14 protein-coding genes are annotated in these 15,751 nt (G+C 64.1%); 1 reads left to right on the top strand and 13 read right to left on the bottom strand.

Annotated features, from left to right (window positions below):
* Position 1: 1 nt before the first annotated feature.
* The 8 genes from N7E70_RS09775 to N7E70_RS09740 form a co-directional block, all read right to left on the bottom strand.
* Positions 2-883, bottom strand: a complete 882-nt coding sequence (locus tag N7E70_RS09775; RefSeq protein ID WP_067958276.1) for a carbohydrate ABC transporter permease — start codon at positions 881-883, stop codon at positions 2-4.
* The gene (locus N7E70_RS09770; RefSeq protein ID WP_263006216.1) at positions 880-1,797 is read right to left on the bottom strand and encodes a carbohydrate ABC transporter permease; all 918 of its coding nucleotides are present in this window, start codon (positions 1,795-1,797) and stop codon (positions 880-882) included. Before N7E70_RS09770 ends, N7E70_RS09775 begins: the two co-directional genes overlap by 4 nt.
* Positions 1,798-1,961: 164 nt before the next feature.
* Positions 1,962-3,215, bottom strand: coding sequence for an ABC transporter substrate-binding protein (locus N7E70_RS09765; protein WP_067958270.1), 1,254 nt, complete (start codon positions 3,213-3,215; stop codon positions 1,962-1,964).
* A gap of 85 nt (positions 3,216-3,300) precedes the next feature.
* Positions 3,301-4,821, bottom strand: a complete 1,521-nt coding sequence (locus N7E70_RS09760) for an aldehyde dehydrogenase family protein (protein WP_263006215.1) — start codon at positions 4,819-4,821, stop codon at positions 3,301-3,303.
* Complete coding sequence (locus N7E70_RS09755; protein ID WP_067958266.1) at positions 4,821-5,600, bottom strand: enoyl-CoA hydratase/isomerase family protein; 780 nt, start codon at positions 5,598-5,600, stop codon at positions 4,821-4,823. Before N7E70_RS09755 ends, N7E70_RS09760 begins: the two co-directional genes overlap by 1 nt.
* The gene (locus N7E70_RS09750) at positions 5,593-7,203 is read right to left on the bottom strand and encodes an acyl CoA:acetate/3-ketoacid CoA transferase (RefSeq protein ID WP_263006214.1); all 1,611 of its coding nucleotides are present in this window, start codon (positions 7,201-7,203) and stop codon (positions 5,593-5,595) included. The genes N7E70_RS09755 and N7E70_RS09750 overlap by 8 nt, the downstream gene beginning before the upstream one ends.
* A gap of 1 nt (position 7,204) precedes the next feature.
* Positions 7,205-8,206, bottom strand: coding sequence for a Gfo/Idh/MocA family protein (locus tag N7E70_RS09745; RefSeq protein WP_067958262.1), 1,002 nt, complete (start codon positions 8,204-8,206; stop codon positions 7,205-7,207).
* Complete coding sequence (locus N7E70_RS09740; protein ID WP_263006213.1) at positions 8,203-9,246, bottom strand: LacI family DNA-binding transcriptional regulator; 1,044 nt, start codon at positions 9,244-9,246, stop codon at positions 8,203-8,205. Before N7E70_RS09740 ends, N7E70_RS09745 begins: the two co-directional genes overlap by 4 nt.
* 316 nt (positions 9,247-9,562) lie before the next feature.
* Here N7E70_RS09740 and N7E70_RS09735 point away from each other — a divergent pair, with 316 nt between their 5' ends.
* Complete coding sequence (locus tag N7E70_RS09735; RefSeq protein WP_067966188.1) at positions 9,563-10,729, top strand: dihydrodipicolinate synthase family protein; 1,167 nt, start codon at positions 9,563-9,565, stop codon at positions 10,727-10,729.
* Positions 10,730-10,733: 4 nt separating this feature from the next.
* Here the strand turns inward: N7E70_RS09735 and N7E70_RS09730 are convergent, their stop codons facing one another.
* From N7E70_RS09730 to N7E70_RS09710, 5 genes are all read right to left on the bottom strand, one after another.
* Complete coding sequence (locus N7E70_RS09730; RefSeq protein WP_067958257.1) at positions 10,734-11,228, bottom strand: ester cyclase; 495 nt, start codon at positions 11,226-11,228, stop codon at positions 10,734-10,736.
* Between the two features lie 207 nt (positions 11,229-11,435).
* Positions 11,436-12,863: a gamma-aminobutyraldehyde dehydrogenase gene (locus N7E70_RS09725; RefSeq protein WP_263006212.1), complete on the bottom strand. Its 1,428-nt coding sequence runs from the start codon at positions 12,861-12,863 to the stop codon at positions 11,436-11,438.
* 19 nt (positions 12,864-12,882) lie between these two features.
* Positions 12,883-13,698 carry an ABC transporter permease gene (locus tag N7E70_RS09720; protein ID WP_263006211.1) on the bottom strand — a complete coding sequence of 272 codons (816 nt, stop codon included), beginning with the start codon at positions 13,696-13,698 and terminating at the stop codon, positions 12,883-12,885.
* Positions 13,688-14,659, bottom strand: coding sequence for an ABC transporter permease (locus N7E70_RS09715; protein ID WP_263006210.1), 972 nt, complete (start codon positions 14,657-14,659; stop codon positions 13,688-13,690). The genes N7E70_RS09720 and N7E70_RS09715 overlap by 11 nt, the downstream gene beginning before the upstream one ends.
* Positions 14,656-15,654: an ABC transporter ATP-binding protein gene (locus N7E70_RS09710; protein WP_263006209.1), complete on the bottom strand. Its 999-nt coding sequence runs from the start codon at positions 15,652-15,654 to the stop codon at positions 14,656-14,658. The genes N7E70_RS09715 and N7E70_RS09710 overlap by 4 nt, the downstream gene beginning before the upstream one ends.
* Between the last annotated feature and the right edge of the window lie 97 nt (positions 15,655-15,751).

Genomic DNA, 15,751 nt, shown 5'->3' with positions numbered 1-15,751 from the left:
CTTACCCCTTGACCGCGCCGGCCATAAGGCCGCGCACGAAATAGCGTCCGGAGACGATGTAGACGATGAGGGTGGGCAGGGCGGCGAGGATCGCGCCGGCGAAATGCACGTTGTATTCCTTCACGCCGGTGGACGAGTTGACGAGGTTGTTGAGCGCTACCGTCAGCGGGATCGAGTTGAAGCCCGAAAACGACGAGCCGAACAGGAAGTCGTTCCAGATGTTGGTGAACTGCCAGATGACGGTGACGACGATGATCGGACCCGACGACGGCAAAAGGATGCGCCGGAAGATCTGGAAGAAGCTCGCGCCGTCGATCTGTGCTGCCCGCACCAGTTCGGTCGGGAACGCCTCGTAATAGTTGCGGAAGAACAGCGTGGTGAAGCCGAGGCCGTAAATGGCGTGGATCAGCACAAGGCCGGTGATGGTGCCGGCCAAGCCGGTCAGGCCGAGGATGCGCGCCGACGGGATCAGCACGATCTGGAACGGAATGAAGCAGGCAAGCAGCATCAGGCCGAAGACGATGTTATCGCCCTTGAAGCGCCATTTGGTCAGCACATAGCCGTTGAGCGCTCCGAGGATGGTCGACAGCGCCACTGCCGGAACCACCATCATCACCGAGTTCAGGAAATAGGGTTTCAGCCCCGTCGGCGAGACGCCGATCTGCGCAGTCGACCAGGCCGACAGCCAGGGCGCTATCGTCCATTGCTGCGGCAGCGCCAGCATGTTGCCCTGGCGGATCTCGTCCAGCGGCTTCAGCGAATTGACGACCATCACATAGAGCGGCAGCAGGTAGTAGACCGCAAACAGGATGAGAACGGCATAGATCAGCGCACGGGCGAAGATGCCGTTGCGGGTGGCGACGTCCTGGGAGGCGGCACTCATTTCTTCTTCCCCCCGAGTTCGGAGTAGAGGTAGGGCACGATGATGGCGAAGATCATCATCATCATGATGATCGCGGACGCAGCACCCATGCCCATTTCATTGCGGCCAAAGGTGAACTTCTGCATGAACAGCGCCGGCGTCCAGGTCGCAGTCCCCGGTCCGCCGTCGGTCATCGCCACCACAAGGTCGTAGGACTTGATGGCGAGGTGGGCGAGCACCACGAAGGCCGACAGGAACACCGGCCGCATCAGTGGAATGATGATCCGGCGATAGATGGTGAGCGTCGAGGCGCCGTCGATCTGGGCGGCCTTGATGATTTCGTTGTCAACGCCGCGCAGGCCGGCGAGGAACATCGCCATGACGAAGCCCGACGATTGCCACACCGCAGCGATGACGATGGTGTAGATCGCCATCTGGCCTTCCTTGGTCCAGCGGAACGAGAAGCTTTCCCAACCCCATGACTGCATCACGTGCTCGAGGCCGATGCCGGGGTCGAGAAACCACTTCCAGGCGACGCCGGTGACGATGAATGACAGCGCCATCGGGTAGAGATAGATCGGGCGCAGCACGCCCTCGCCGCGGATTTTCTGGTCGAGGAAGATCGCCAGCGCCAGCCCGATGAAGCTGCAGATGACGATATACAGCACCGAGAAGATCGCAAGGTTCTTCAGCGCCGTGATCCAGTTGGGATGGTTGAACAGCCTGACATAGTTGTTCAGGCCGACCCAGGTCGAGAAATCGGGCAAAAGCTTCGAGCCCGAGAACGACAGGAAGGCCGTGAAGACGATGAAGCCGTAGACGAAGATCAGGATCAACGCGAAGCTCGGCGCCAGCACGATCTTCGGCAGCAGGTCCTGCAACGTCGCGCGCGGGTTCGTCACCGCGCGGGGGGCGGTCGTGGTGAGATCGGCCATGGGGTCCAGCCTCTGGGTTGTCAGGTCAGGATGTGCCCCGGCCGAAGCCGGGGCACGAAGTTCGGTGAAGGGCCTGCCGTGGCCCCGCTGCTACGCAGCTCCCGGGCGTTCGCCGCCTGCCATCGTGCCACCGGCACGATGGATTTGCTGCGCATACCGGCGTCTCACCCCTTGGCGGCGGCAACCGCTTCGGCCAGCGCCTTGGCGGCGGCCTTGGAGTCGAGTTCGCCGTTGAAGTGACGGGTAACGACGTCGTAGAGCGCGTTCTTCACCGCGGCCGGTGCGGCATAACCATGTGCCATCGAGCCGAACAGCTTGCCACCGGAGCTGGCTTCCGCCAGGTCCTTGATGCCCTTCTTACCGCAATCGTCAAAGGCGGTGTCAGGCACGTCGGTGCGTGCCGGCACCGAGCCCTTGACCACGTTGAACGACGACTGGAAGGCCGGATCCTCGATGTCGGCAGCCATCTGCAGCTGCGCCTTCTTCTTGTCGTCGCCAACCTTGAACATCATGAACATGTCAGAGTTGAAGGTGACGGCGCCCTGCGTCCCGGGGAAGCGGATGCAGACGAAGTCGGTGCCCGGCTTCTGGCCGGCCTTGAGGAACTCACCCTTGGCCCAGTCACCCATCATCTGCATGCCGGCCTTGCCCTCGATGACCATGGCCGAGGCAAGATTCCAGTCGCGGCCGGAGAAGTCCTTGTCGACATAGGTCTTGAGCTTGGCCATGCGGTCGAAGGCTTCGACCATCTTGTCGCCGCCGAGTGCGGCCGGATCGAGATCGATCATCGACGACTTGTAGAAGTCGGTGCCGAGCGACAGCACGACGGCGTCGAAGATGGTCGCATCCTGCCAGGCCTGGCCGCCATGGCCGAGCGGGGTGATGCCGTTGGCCTGCATCTTGTCGAGCACCGCGACCAGCTCGTCCCAGGTCTCGGGCGCCTTGCCGCCGGCAGCGTCGAGCGCCTTTTTGGAGATCCAGACCCAGTTGGTCGAGTGCACGTTGACAGGTGCTGCAATCCACTTGCCGTCATGCTTGGCGAAGTTCTGCAGTGCGGCCGGAACGACCTTGTCCCAGCCTTCCTTGTCGGCCACTTCGCCGAGATCGCCGACGACGCCCTGGTTGGCCCAGTCGGTGATGTCGAAGCCAAGCGCCTGCACGGCGGTGGGCGGATCGCCTGCGGTGACACGGGCGCGCAGCGCGGTCATCGCCGCTTCGCCGCCGCCGCCGGCAACCGGCATGTCTTTCCAGGTCACGCCCTGGCCTTCCAGGTTCTTCTTCAGCACGTCGAGTGCTGCTGCCTCACCGCCTGACGTCCACCAGTGCAGAACTTCGACGCTTTCCTCGGCCTGTGCCATCGGCATAGGCGCGGCAAACAGTGCCGCCACGGCTGCCGTACTCATCAAAAACTTACGCATTCCAGTTCCTCCCGGGTTGCAAGTTCCTCACGCGTCATTGCGTGTCATAAAATCCCTTCGGCCCCGCCTCTGGGAATTCCTCCGTTCAGCCGCGCGCCTCCTTCGGCATCCAATGGCCGGTGCGCGGTCCGATATGCATGTTGAGCGTCTTGGTCTCGGTGTAATCCTCGACCGCATGGCGGCCGAGCTCGCGGCCGATGCCCGATTGGCGGTAGCCGCCGAAGGGCAGCTCCGAGGCGCCGTCCATGAAGGTATTCATCCAGACGGTACCGGCACGGACTCTACGGCCGACTGTCAGGCAGGTGTCGAAGTCGCGGCTCCAGACGCCTGCCGACAGACCATAGTCGATCGAATTGGCGATACGGATCGCCTCGTCAGTGGTCTCGAAGGCAAGCACCGAAAGCACCGGTCCGAACACCTCCTCTTTCGCCACCGCCATGTCGGGGGCGACCGACGACAGGATCGTCGGCTCCATGAACTGGCCGAGGCCGAGATCAGCGGCAGACCCGCCGACAGCAACCCTCGCACCGTTCTCGCTCGCACCTTTCACGTAACCAACGATCTTCGCAAGATGCTGCGGCGTGATGATAGCACCAACCTGCGTCGATGGGTCGAGCGGATCGCCGACCTTGACCTTGGCCGACAGAGCGGCAACGCGGCTGGTCACCTCGTCGGCGACGTCGCGATGCACGATCAGGCGCGAGCCGGCATTGCAGCACTCGCCGGCGTTGAAATAGGCGCCGAAGACGGCCGCATCGACGAAGTCATCGAGATTGGCATCAGGGAAGACGATCTGCGGGTTCTTGCCGCCGAGCTCCAGTGACACTTTCTTCAACGTTTGCGCGGCGTTGGCCATGGTCAGCTTGCCGATACCGGTCGAGCCGGTGAACGACACCATGTCAATGTCGGGGTGGCTGGTCAGCGGCACACCAGCCTCCGGCCCGGTTCCGACGATGATGTTGACCACGCCCTGGGGAACCCCTGCCGCCTCCAGAATCTCGCCGAGTACCAGCGTCGAGCCTGACGTCAACTCCGACGGCTTGACCACTGCCGTACAGCCGGCGGCCAGCGCAAAAGGCAACTTCTGGCTGACGATCAGGAACGGGAAATTCCACGGCGTGATGATCGACACGACGCCGATCGCCTCGCGCAGGACCACGCCCAGCGTGCCGTCGCCCAGCGTGTTGTAGCTCTCGCCATGCAGGTCCCGCGCAAGTGCTGCCGCATAGCGCCAGATGTCGGCGGCACCGCCAAGTTCGCCCTTGGCCTGGGAGATCGGCTTGCCTGACTCGATACAATCGAGGAAGGCGAGTTCATCGGCACGCGCGTCGATGATGTCGGCGGCCCTGAGCAGGATGCGCGAGCGCTCGGCGCCGGTCATGCGCGGCCAATGTCCGTCGTCGAACGCCTTGCGTGCCGAGGCAATGGCGCGGTTCGCATCGATAGCGGTCGCGGCCTCGTAGCGGCTGACAACGGCGCCATGGCCGGGGCTGGCGCGCTCGATGGCTTTGCCTTCGGCGCCGGCGGTCCATTTGCCGTCGATCAGCATCTTGAACTCGCGGACCTTGAAGCCGTCGAGCGGCTTGGGACGCATCAGGACCGTCATCACCATTCTCCTGCAAACTTGGCGGCACGCTTCTCGCTGAAGGCCGCGACCCCCTCCTTGAGGTCTCCGGTCTTGGCCACGAGAATCGAGCCCAGCGCCTCGACGGCGGTGCCATTGTCTTCACCATTCGCGGTGGCGATCATCAGTTTTGCGACCTCGACTGCCGCAGGCCCCCGCGCCGCGACCCGGGCCGCATAGGCGCGCGCCGCAGCCACCGCCGCGCCGGTCTCGACCACATGGTCGACCAGCCCGAGCCCTGCTGCCTCGTCGGCGGAAAACACCTCGCCGCCCAGCGCCATACGCCTCACCACCTGCGCACCGGCGCGCCTCACCAGACGCTGTGTGCCCGACCAGCCCGGCACCATGCCGAGCCCAGTCTCGGGCAGGCCGATCTTCACATGACGCTCGGCAATGCGGATGTCGGCGGCTATCGCCAGTTCCAGTCCGCCGCCCAACGCATGGCCGTTGATGGCAGCGATCACCGGTACGCGCAGCGTCGCCAGGCGTTCGAACACGCGGTGGCCGAAACGCACCCAGGCATGGCCGAACTCGTTGGGTGTCATTTCGCCCCAGGCCTTGATGTCGCCGCCGGCCGAAAACGCCTTGCCCTCGCCGGTGAGGATGGCGACGCGGATTTCCGCATTGGCCTCGACCTCGTCGCAGGCCTGGGACAGCGCCTTCAGCATGTCTATATCGAAGGCGTTGAGCTTGTCCGGCCGGGCCGCCGTGATGATCGCGACAGGACCCTCGAACTCGACCCTGATGCGCTGGTCAGCCATGGATGCCCTCCAGCTTGCGCACCGGCTTGCGCGGCAGCTTCAACCTGATCGGCGCTTCGGCGAACAGGGCAGCATCCATCTGCTTGAGCTTGTCCGACACGATCAGCGGGAATTCCGACTGGTCGAGAATATGCGTCTGCAGTTCGACGCCCGGCGCGATCTCGGTCAGCACAATGCCTTGAGGCATAAGCTTCATCACACAGCGTTCGGTGACATAGGTGATGTCCTGGCCCTGTTCGACGCCGCGGCGCCCCGAGAAGGTGACATGCTCGACCTCGTTGACCAGCTTCTTGAGCTTGCCTTCTTTCTCGACCACCAGCTTGCCAGCCTCGATGTCGAGCTTGGCGCCGGCATTGAACATGCCGGAGAAGACGATCTTCCTGGCTCGCGCCGTGATGTCGATGAAACCGCCGGCACCCGCCGTCACGTGTGGCCGGAAGCTGAGCTTGGAGACGTTGACCGAGCCGTTGCGGTCGATCTCGAGGAACGACAGCAGCGAGGCGTCGAAACCCGCGCCCTGGAAGTAGGTGAACTGGTAGGGCGACGGCATAAAGGCATCGGCATTCGACGCGCAGCCGAAAGCGAAATCGAGCAGCGGCACGCCGCCGACGGCACCCTGCTCGATCACCCAGGTGACCTCACCATGCAGCCCTTCTTCAAGCAGGATGCGCGGCACGTTGGCCGAAATGCCGAAGCCGAGATTGACCGCGCTGCCGGCCTCGAGTTCCTGAGCGACCCGGCGGGCGATGACCTTCTGAATGTTGAACTCAGGCACGCGGAAGCTGTCGAGAGGCCGCATGATCTCGCCTGAAATCGCAGGGTCGTAGAGCGTCTGCGTCGTCTGCTTCTGCTCGGGGTCGACGACGATGTAGTCGACCAGCATGCCCGGCACGCGCACATCGTGCGGGCGCAGCGAGCCGTCCTTGGTGATACGCTTGACCTGGGCAATGACGATGCCGCCATTGTTGCGCGCGGCGAGTGCCTGGTCGAGCCCGCCGAGATAGGCGCCTTCATGTTCGTAGGTCAGGTTGCCGCGCTCGTCTGATGTCGTCGCCCGAATGATCGCCACTTCAGGCTTGATAGCTGGGAAGAACAGCCAGTCCTCGCCCTCGAAGCTGACCTTCTTGACCAGCGGTTCGGCCGCAGCACGCGCATTCATGGCGCAGCCCTGCCGCTCGGGATCGACGAAGGTGTCGAGCCCGACCTTGGTCATGACGCCCGGCCGCTTGGCGGCAGCCTCGCGATGCAGGTCGAACATGATGCCGGACGGCACGTTGTAGGCAGCCACCTCCTCATTGCCGATCATCTGCCAGATCAGCGGCGGCTCGGCGCTCGACGGCCCCGACGGATAGGAGCCGCCGATGATCGTCTTCAGCAGGCCCTTTTTGGCGATATGGTCGACACCCTTGATGCCGCTCATGTCGCCGGCGGCGATGGGGTGCAGCGTCGTCAGGTCGCGCGGATGGCCTGTAGCCTCGAAGCGTTCGCCGATCGCCTTCAGCGTCAGGTCGGGACAGCCTAGCCCGCTCGACGACGACACCGAGACCACCGCACCATCGGGTATCAAAGCAGCGGCCTGGGCGGGAGTGATGTGCTTGCTCATGTCAGAGCCCCGCCTCGATGGCCACTGCCTTGCCCGTCGCCGCCGACTTGACCACGGCTAGACCCGTCGCCAGCGACCATACGCCGTCCTCGCCCGTGGCAGACGGCCTGCCCTTGCCGGCGACAGCATCATGGAACGCCTGCAGGCCCGCTTCGTAGAGATTGCGCTGGTCGAGATCGAGCTCGTGTTCGCCCTCGGCATTGCGCAGCACGACCGAGCCGACCGGCTTCTGCGTCATGACATTGCGCGCGATCAGCGAACCCTCGGTGCCGTGCACCTCGAAACCGGTCTCGGCGAACTTGGTGGTGAACGCGTCATGGAACTGCGCGATCACGCCTGACCTGAAGCGCAGCACGCCCATCACTGCGTCTTCGAGGCCCGCCTGTCCCATGCCGCCCGCCTGGCTGAAGGCGACGGCCTCGACTGGATCGTCATTGAGCACGAAGCGCAAAGTGTCGGCGTCATGCACCGTGATATCGAGGATCACGCCGCCGCCGGCCTGCGGCTTGTCGAGCCGCCAGCCCTGCAGATGCGGCGGAAGATAGACGGCATGAAACACGCGCGCCGCCAGCGGCTTGCCGATACGGCCTACGGCAATTGCGTCGCGCATCGCCCGGTGGCTTCCCGCATTGCGCAGATGGTGGTTCGTCGCCAGGACGACCCCGGCATCCTTCGCCTCATGCACCATTGCCCGGGCGTCAGAAATGGTCAGCGCCAATGGTTTCTCGCACAGCACATGTTTACCAGCCTTTGCCGCAGCAATCGCCTGTTCCACATGCAATTCGTTGGTGGTCGAGATGTAGACGGCGTCGATACCGGCATCGCCTGTAATGTCCTCAAGCGACGTCACCGACTTCGCGATGCCGTTCGCCTGGGCATAGTCGCGGCCGCGCTCGGCATTGGTGCTCATGACGGACACCACCTCGCCGCCGGTCGCACGGATCGCGCCGATGACCCATTCCCTGGCGATGGTGCTCGCCCCGATCAGACCCCAGCGCGTCATGCGGTCACCGCCTCTCGTTTCATGCGCTGTGCCGCGCCGCAGCTCTCGCGCACCACCAGCCGCACCGAGGCGACCAGCGCCTCAGGCTCGAAATCGCCTGAATTGATCTGCTTGAGCAGGAGTTGCGCCGCCCGCCGGCCCATGCCCTGCGGATCGACCGAAACAGTGGTCAGCGCCGGCACCGCCGTTTTTGCCTCGATCACATCGTCGAAGCCGATGACGCCGAAATCGACGCCCGGTTCGATGCGGGCGCTGCGCAGCCCGTCGCAGGCGCCGAAGGCTACCGCATCATTGAAGCAGAGCGCCGCTGTCGGCCGGTCGGCCATAGACAACAGCCGCTCGACCGCCGCCACACCGCCTGCACGCGACGGCGCCGAACTGATCACCAGCTCGTCCGAGGCATCGAGCCCCGCCTCCACCAGAGCGTCGCGAAAACCGCGCATGCGTTCGTCGAATACGGCCGTGTCGTTGAAGCCGCCGAGGAAGGCGATGCGCCGATGACCTAGCTCGATCAGGTGGCGCACGGCAGCCGCAGCCCCGGCATGTCCATCCGACACCACGGAGGAGACCTTGAGCCCCGGCACGTTGCGCGCCACCAGCACGACGGGAATGCCGCTGTCGACCAGCGGCCGGAGATCGGCTGATGTCGTCCCGCGCGCCGGCGACAGGATCAGCCCGGCCATGCCATGCTCGCGCATCGAGGCGATCACTTCGGCCTGGCGGTCGGGATTCTCTGCCGAGTTGGCCATGAACTGGATGTAGCCGGCCGACTGCACTACCATGTCCATGCCCACCGCCAGTTCGGCAAAAAAGCTGTTGGTCAGGTCGTTGACGACGATGCCGACGATCTTGGATTTCGACTGGCGCAAATTGGCGGCGCTGCGGTTGTAGACATAGCCGAGCTCGCGGATGACGGCGCCGACCTTGGCGCGGGTCGATTCATTGACCAGCGAGCTGCCTTGAAGGACGAGCGACACGGTCGACTTCGACACGCCGGCGGCATGCGCAACATCGACAACTGTCACCTTCGGCTGCTTCAAAACGATCCTCCTGGCGAGCGTCTCCGGCTCCCTTTTCCGAGTCCAATAATTGGAACGTTCCAAACTGTCAAGCAAGGAAGAACGGCGATACCATCCTTTTCACATCGGCAGAACCCAAAGGCCTTGGCCATCAGAATGCCAGAATTGTACACAATTCGCGCTTTCAAACGATTTGTAATGCTATTTTGCCCTGAAACCATCCCAGCATATCGATGCACCGCCCGATCGACCGGCACACCTGCGCCAGACCTCACAATTCCGGCTTGAAATTTGGAACGATCTAAATTACCAGATGCAACCGATCAGGGAGGAACCCATGGCCAAGGCAGTGAAGCTTCCGCGGACGGACCGCTCGATCGAGACCTACGCACTTGTCGGCACACCGATCGAACGACCTGAAGCCGCCCCCGTTTTCAATCGTATCGCCTACGCGGCTGCGCATGTCGTCTCCGACCCGTGGGCCGACACGCTGCCCTGGAACAGCCCTGTAATCGACTGGGATGCGACCATGGCCTTCCGCCATCATCTCTGGTCGCTCGGCTTCAAGATCGCCGAGGCGATGGACACCTCGCAGCGCGGCATGGGGCTGGATTGGGCGGGCGCGCAGGAGCTGATCAGCCGCTCACTCGCCGAAGCGCGCACGGTGCCGGGTGCCGACCTCGCTTGCGGCGCGGGCACCGACCAGTTGCCCAAACAGGATGCCAAATCACTCGACGACGTCATCTCGGCTTACGAGGAACAGCTCGGCTTCATCGAGAAGCATGGCGGCCGCGCGATTCTGATGGCGAGCCGGGCGCTCGCTCATGTCGCGAAATCCCCCGACGACTACCGCAAGGTCTACGGCCGCATCCTTGGCCAGGCCAAGGACAAAGTCGTCCTCCACTGGTTGGGCGACATGTTCGATCCCGAACTCACAGGCTATTGGGGCGGCGACCGTTTCGAGGACACGTTGCAAACCGTGCTGTCCATCATCACCGATCACCAGGACAAGGTCGAAGGCATCAAGATCTCGCTGCTTGACCAGGCCTATGAGGTCGAGCTGCGCCGGCGTCTGCCCCAGGACGTGATCTGCTTCACCGGCGATGACTTCAACTATGCCACCCTGATAGAAGGTGACGGCACGCGCCACAGCCACGCGCTGCTCGGCATCTTCGATGCGGTAGCGCCCCAGGCATCCAAGGCGCTGGCAGCCTTGGCCAAGGGCGACCTCGCCACCTTCCGCGGCACCATCGAGCCGACAGTGCCGTTGTCGCGCAAGATTTTCGAGGCGCCGACGCAATATTACAAAGCCGGCGTCGTCTTCCTCGCCTGGCTCAACGGCCACCAGAGCCACTTCACCATGCCCGCCGGCATGCAGTCGGCAAGAGGTGCACTGCACTACGCCGACATCTTCCGCCTCGCCGACCGGGCCAATGTGCTGGACAGGCCGGACCTCGCTGCAGCGCGCATGACGGCGCTGATGACACAGTACGGCTTCGCCTGACCGGCTACATCAGGCCAAGCTGCTTGTAGAAACCGAGCGCGTCATAATAGTCGCTCTGGCTGGCGATCTTGCCATCCTTGACCGAGAACATCGAGGCGCCGGTGAAGGCAAACTTCTTGCCGGTCGCCTTGGTGCCGTCGGCCCAGTCGCCGGTGTTGGTGCCGGAGAATTCCCATTCGAACGACACGCGGTCGTCCTGCACCACGGGCTTGCCCTTCATCGTCCAGACGGCATCGGGTACAGCCTTCAGGAAATTGTCGATGACGCCGGTCTTGGCCGCCTCCTTGCCCTCGACGGGCTTGCCGACCGAAGCGTCGTAGTAGACGACGTTGTCGGCGAAATGTTCGGCCGCCTTGGCCGAGTCATGGGCATTCCAGGCGGCGAGATAGGCGTCGACGACAGCCTGCGGCGTGTCCTGCGCCAGCGCCGGGCCGATGGCCGGAGCCGTAGCGAGGAATGCAGCAATGGCTGCGGATGCGAGAAACTGACGACGATGCATGTCTTTTCCTCCCTTGTTTCCTTTGCCCCGTTCACGGGGAGAAGGTGGCCCGAAGGGCCGGATGAGGGCGGGTACGACAAGCTCTGCTCCCTCATCTGCCTGCCCGTCCAGCCGGATCCCGCAGCCTGCGGCAGCGTCCCGGCATTAGCCGGCCTGCCATGATGCCACCGGCATCATGGCCTTCGCGCTGCGCGCGAAAACGGCCGCTCACCCATGCGCGATCATGACATGGCGTACGGCGGTGTAGTCCTCCAGCGCGTAGACCGACATGTCCTTGCCGTAGCCGGACTGTTTGAGACCGCCATGCGGCATCTCGTTGGTCAGCATGAAGTGCGTGTTGATCCAGGTGCAGCCATATTGCAGCCGCGCCGCGGTCGCCATGCCGCGCGAGATGTCCTTGGTCCACACCGACGACGCCAGGCCGTAGTCGCTGTCATTGGCCCAGTTGACCGCCTCGTCGACGTCGGAGAAACGCGTTACCGAAACCACCGGGCCGAACACCTCGCGGCGCACGATCTCGTCCTCCTGCAGCGCGCCGGCGACGACCGTCGGCTGGTAGTAGAAGCCGCCGCCCTCGCCCGGCTTGCCGCCTGTGGTGATCTCGATGTGCTTGAGCTCGGAGGCCCGTTCGACGAAGGAGGCAACGCGGTCGCGCTGGCGCCTGGAGATGAGCGGCCCGATCTCGTTTTCGGTGTCGTCTGCCTGGCCGTAGCGGATGGTAGACACTGCTGACGACAGGTCGGCGACGAGCTTGTCGTAGACCTTTTTCCCGGCGTAGATGCGGCAGGCCGCCGTGCAGTCCTGGCCGGCATTGTAGTAGCCGAAAGCGCGCAGGCCGCTGACCACGGCGTCGATGTCGGCATCGTCGAAGACGATGACCGGCGCCTTGCCGCCGAGTTCGAGATGCGTGCGTTTGACCGACTTGGCCGCCGCCTGCAACACCTTCTTGCCGGTGGCGACGTCGCCGGTAATCGAGATCATGCTGACCGCCGCATGGTTGATCAGCGCATTGCCGACACTCTCGCCGCGGCCGAGCACGACATTGACCACGCCTTCCGGCAGGACCTCAGCGAGAATCCTGGCGAGCTTCAGTGCCGTCAGCGGCGTCTGCTCCGAAGGCTTGAAGACGACAGTGTTGCCGCCGGCGATTGCCGGTGCCAGCTTCCAAGCCATCATCATCAGCGGATAGTTCCACGGCGCGATAGAGGCGACGATGCCTACGGGGTCGCGGCGGATCATAGAGGTGTGCCCGGGCAGATACTCGCCCGCCACCAGACCCGGCATTGAGCGCACCGCGCCGGCGAAGAAGCGGTAGCAGTCGACGATGGCCGGAATCTCGTCATTGAGCACGGCGTTGATCGGCTTGCCGCAGTTGAGTGCCTCGAGCCTGGCAAAGCCTTCCGCCTCGGCCTCGATGCGGTCGGCGATCTTGAGCAAATAGCCCGAGCGCTGCGCCGGCGTGGTCTTCGACCACGTCACGAAGGCTTTCTCGGCGGCCGCGACCGCTGCCTCGATCTGGGCAGGCGACGCCTCCGGCAGGCTGAGGATCGTCTCGCCGCTACGTGGGTTGAGGATGGCCTCCTCGGTCTCGGTGCCGCGCTCGAACTTCGAGCCGATGAGCATCTGGGTGTCCATGACTTCTCCCTTTCCAGTCTTATTTGCCGGCACCGGCGATCTGGTCGCCTTCGCGGGTCAGGTAATAGGCGGCGAGGATCGGCAGCAGAGTGGCGAGAACCACCACCATGGCGACCACATTGGTGACCGGGCGCTGGCGCGGCCGCACCAGTTCCTCCAGCATCCAGATCGGCAATGTCTGCTGCTGTCCGGCGGTGAAGGTGGTGACGATGACCTCGTCGAAGGACAGCGCAAAGGCGAGCATGCCACCGGCCAGAAGTGCCGTGCCGATATTGGGCAGGATCACGTGCCTGAACGTCTGGAAACCGTCGGCGCCGAGGTCCATCGACGCTTCGATCAGCGAACCCGACGTCCGGCGGAACCGCGCCACCGCGTTGTTGTAGACGACCACGACGCAGAAGGTCGCGTGGCCGAGCACGATCGTCCAGAACGAGAACGGGATCTCCGCCAGGCTGAAGGCCGAGCGCAGCGCGATGCCGGTGATGATGCCGGGCAGTGCGATCGGCAGGATCACCAGCAGCGAGATCGCCTCGCGGCCGAAGAACCTTGTCTGGCTGACGGCTGCCGCACAGAGCGTGCCGAGCACGAGCGCAATACCAGTCGAGATCGCCGCGACCTGCACCGAAAGCCCCAGCGCCTGCCAGACGTCGGCGCGTCCCCAGGTCACGGCAAACCACTGCGTGGTGAAGCCGGGCGGCGGCCACTGGTAGCTTTTTTCCTCTGTCGTAAACGCGTAGACGAAGATCAGCAGGATCGGCAGGTGCAGGAACGCGAGCCCCGCGGCAGCTGCGATCTTCAGCCCGCGTGGGGCCGATTGCGAACGGTCAGAGCGCATCAAAGGCTCCCATACGTTTGGCACCCCAGAGGTAGAAGCCCATGATGACGACGGGCACCACGGTGAAGGCGGCGGCGAGCGGGATGTTGCCGGCGGTTCCCTGCTGGGCGTAGACGGCCTGGCCTATGAAAAGCCTCGACGTGCCGATGATCTGCGGGATGATGTAGTCGCCGAGCGTCAGCGAGAAAGTGAAGATCGAGCCGGCGACTATGCCGGGCAGCGCAAGCGGGAACAGCACGTTGCGGAACGTTTGCCCCGGCGATGCGCCGAGGTCGGACGAGGCCTCGACCAGATTGCCCGGCACGCGCTCGAGTGCTGCCTGGATCGGCAGGATCATGAACGGCAGCCAGACATAGACGAAGACGATGAAGGTGCCGGTGAACGACACCGAGAGCGAATTTCCACCGACGACGGGCAGCGACAGCCAGCTGTCGAGCAACCACGACAGATGCAGCTTGGCAAACAGCCAGGTCAGGATGCCTTCCTTGGCAAGGATCAGCTTCCAGGCATAGATTTTGACCAGATAGCTCGACCACAAGGGCAGCATGACGCCAAGATAGAACAGCGCCTTCCAGGTGCCGCGGGCATAGCGCGCCGCGTAGTAGGCGATCGGGAAGGCAATGATGGCCGAGGCCAAGGTCACGACCGCCGCCATCGTCACGGTGCGGACAATGATGTCGAGATTGGCCGGCTGGAACAGATCGCCATAGGTCTTGAGCGTCAGCTCACGGCTGATCAGCCCGGAGAATTCGTCGATCGAAAAGAAGCTCTGTGCCAGCAGCGCCATCAGCGAGCCGATATAGACGACGCCGAGCCAGATCAGCGGCGGCGCCAGGAGCAGGAACAGCAACAATCCCGGCTTGCGCCATAACAGGTCCGAAAACGACCCGGCCAGTCCGCCGCGCCGGGGCAGGATCGCCGCCGCTACATTCGGAGTTCCGGTAGCCGCCTGGACGCTCATGCCGACTCCTCCATGAGGTGCAGCTGGTCGCGATTGAAGGTCAGCATGACATGGGCGCCATCGTCGGGCACGGCAGTGCCCGAAGGCACGGTCGCATGCAGCCTGAGGCCATTGGCGTCGAGCGACAGCTTGGTGGCCGCACCGAGATAGTGGCGCGAGACGACGCGGGCGGCGACACCGTCACCCGAGGTGTCGGAGCGGACGCGGATCTGCTCGGGCCGGAGGCTGCCCCAGCGGTGCTGTCCGGCGTAACGTTGGACGAAGTCGGGCGGCAGCACGTTGGACGAGCCGACGAAATCGGCGACGAAGCGCGAGGCCGGGCGCTGGTAAATCTCCTCCGGCGCACCGACCTGCATGATGCGGCCGTCGTTGAAGACGGCGACCCGGTCGGCCATCGACAGGGCCTCGCCCTGGTCGTGGGTGACGAAGACGAAGGTGATGCCGAGTGCCTTCTGCAACTGTTTGAGTTCTTCCTGCATGCTCTCGCGCAGCTTGAGGTCGAGCGCGCCGAGCGGCTCGTCGAGCAGCAGCACCTTGGGTTTGTTGACCAGCGCGCGCGCCAGCGCCACGCGCTGCCGCTGGCCGCCCGACAGCTGGCCCGGCTTGCGGCTGCCATAACCCGGCAGTTGCACAAGCTTCAGCGCGTCTTCGGCGGCGCGATGGCGCTCGTCCTTGCCTACACCCTTGACCATCAACCCGTAGGCGACGTTGTCGAGCACGTTGAGATGCGGGAACAGCGCGTAGTCCTGGAACACCGTGTTGACGTTGCGACGGTAGGGCGGCACGCCCTCGGCACGTTCGCCGAAGATCGAGATGCTGCCCGAGGTCGGCTGCTCGAAGCCGGCGATCAGCCGGAGGCAGGTGGTCTTGCCCGAACCCGAGGGACCTAGCATGGCGAAGAACTCACCAGGCTTGATCTCGAGGTCGACGGCATCGACCGCGCGCACCGCGCCGAAATGGCGCGAGGTTTTCTGAAAGGCGACTGCTGGGGTCATCGTCTTTGGCTTCCGATGTCTAGGCCATGTGCGCCCGGGTGATGGCCTGGCCATTGCAACGCATCCGGCCGACCCACGGCCGCCGATGCTTGTCTGC

Origin of the sequence: Aminobacter sp. NyZ550, assembly GCF_025628925.2 — a bacterium.
GTDB classification, from domain to species: domain Bacteria; phylum Pseudomonadota; class Alphaproteobacteria; order Rhizobiales; family Rhizobiaceae; genus Aminobacter; species Aminobacter ciceronei.
This window is presented reverse-complemented; position numbering and strand designations above follow the sequence as displayed.

Bases quoted from the DNA above. Each gene is read 5' to 3' on its own strand.
- N7E70_RS09745 (WP_067958262.1), bottom strand. From the start codon at position 8,206: ATGACGCGCTGGGGTCTGATCGGGGCGAGCACCATCGCCAGGGAATGG.
- N7E70_RS09755 (WP_067958266.1), bottom strand. From the start codon at position 5,600: ATGGCTGACCAGCGCATCAGGGTCGAGTTCGAGGGTCCTGTCGCGATC.
- N7E70_RS09730 (WP_067958257.1), bottom strand. From the start codon at position 11,228: ATGCATCGTCGTCAGTTTCTCGCATCCGCAGCCATTGCTGCATTCCTC.
- N7E70_RS09735 (WP_067966188.1), top strand. From the start codon at position 9,563: ATGGCCAAGGCAGTGAAGCTTCCGCGGACGGACCGCTCGATCGAGACC.
- N7E70_RS09760 (WP_263006215.1), bottom strand. From the start codon at position 4,821: ATGACGGTCCTGATGCGTCCCAAGCCGCTCGACGGCTTCAAGGTCCGC.
- N7E70_RS09750 (WP_263006214.1), bottom strand. From the start codon at position 7,203: ATGAGCAAGCACATCACTCCCGCCCAGGCCGCTGCTTTGATACCCGAT.
- N7E70_RS09765 (WP_067958270.1), bottom strand. From the start codon at position 3,215: ATGCGTAAGTTTTTGATGAGTACGGCAGCCGTGGCGGCACTGTTTGCC.
- N7E70_RS09720 (WP_263006211.1), bottom strand. From the start codon at position 13,698: ATGCGCTCTGACCGTTCGCAATCGGCCCCACGCGGGCTGAAGATCGCA.
- N7E70_RS09775 (WP_067958276.1), bottom strand. From the start codon at position 883: ATGAGTGCCGCCTCCCAGGACGTCGCCACCCGCAACGGCATCTTCGCC.
- N7E70_RS09710 (WP_263006209.1), bottom strand. From the start codon at position 15,654: ATGACCCCAGCAGTCGCCTTTCAGAAAACCTCGCGCCATTTCGGCGCG.
- N7E70_RS09725 (WP_263006212.1), bottom strand. From the start codon at position 12,863: ATGGACACCCAGATGCTCATCGGCTCGAAGTTCGAGCGCGGCACCGAG.
- N7E70_RS09770 (WP_263006216.1), bottom strand. From the start codon at position 1,797: ATGGCCGATCTCACCACGACCGCCCCCCGCGCGGTGACGAACCCGCGC.
- N7E70_RS09715 (WP_263006210.1), bottom strand. From the start codon at position 14,659: ATGAGCGTCCAGGCGGCTACCGGAACTCCGAATGTAGCGGCGGCGATC.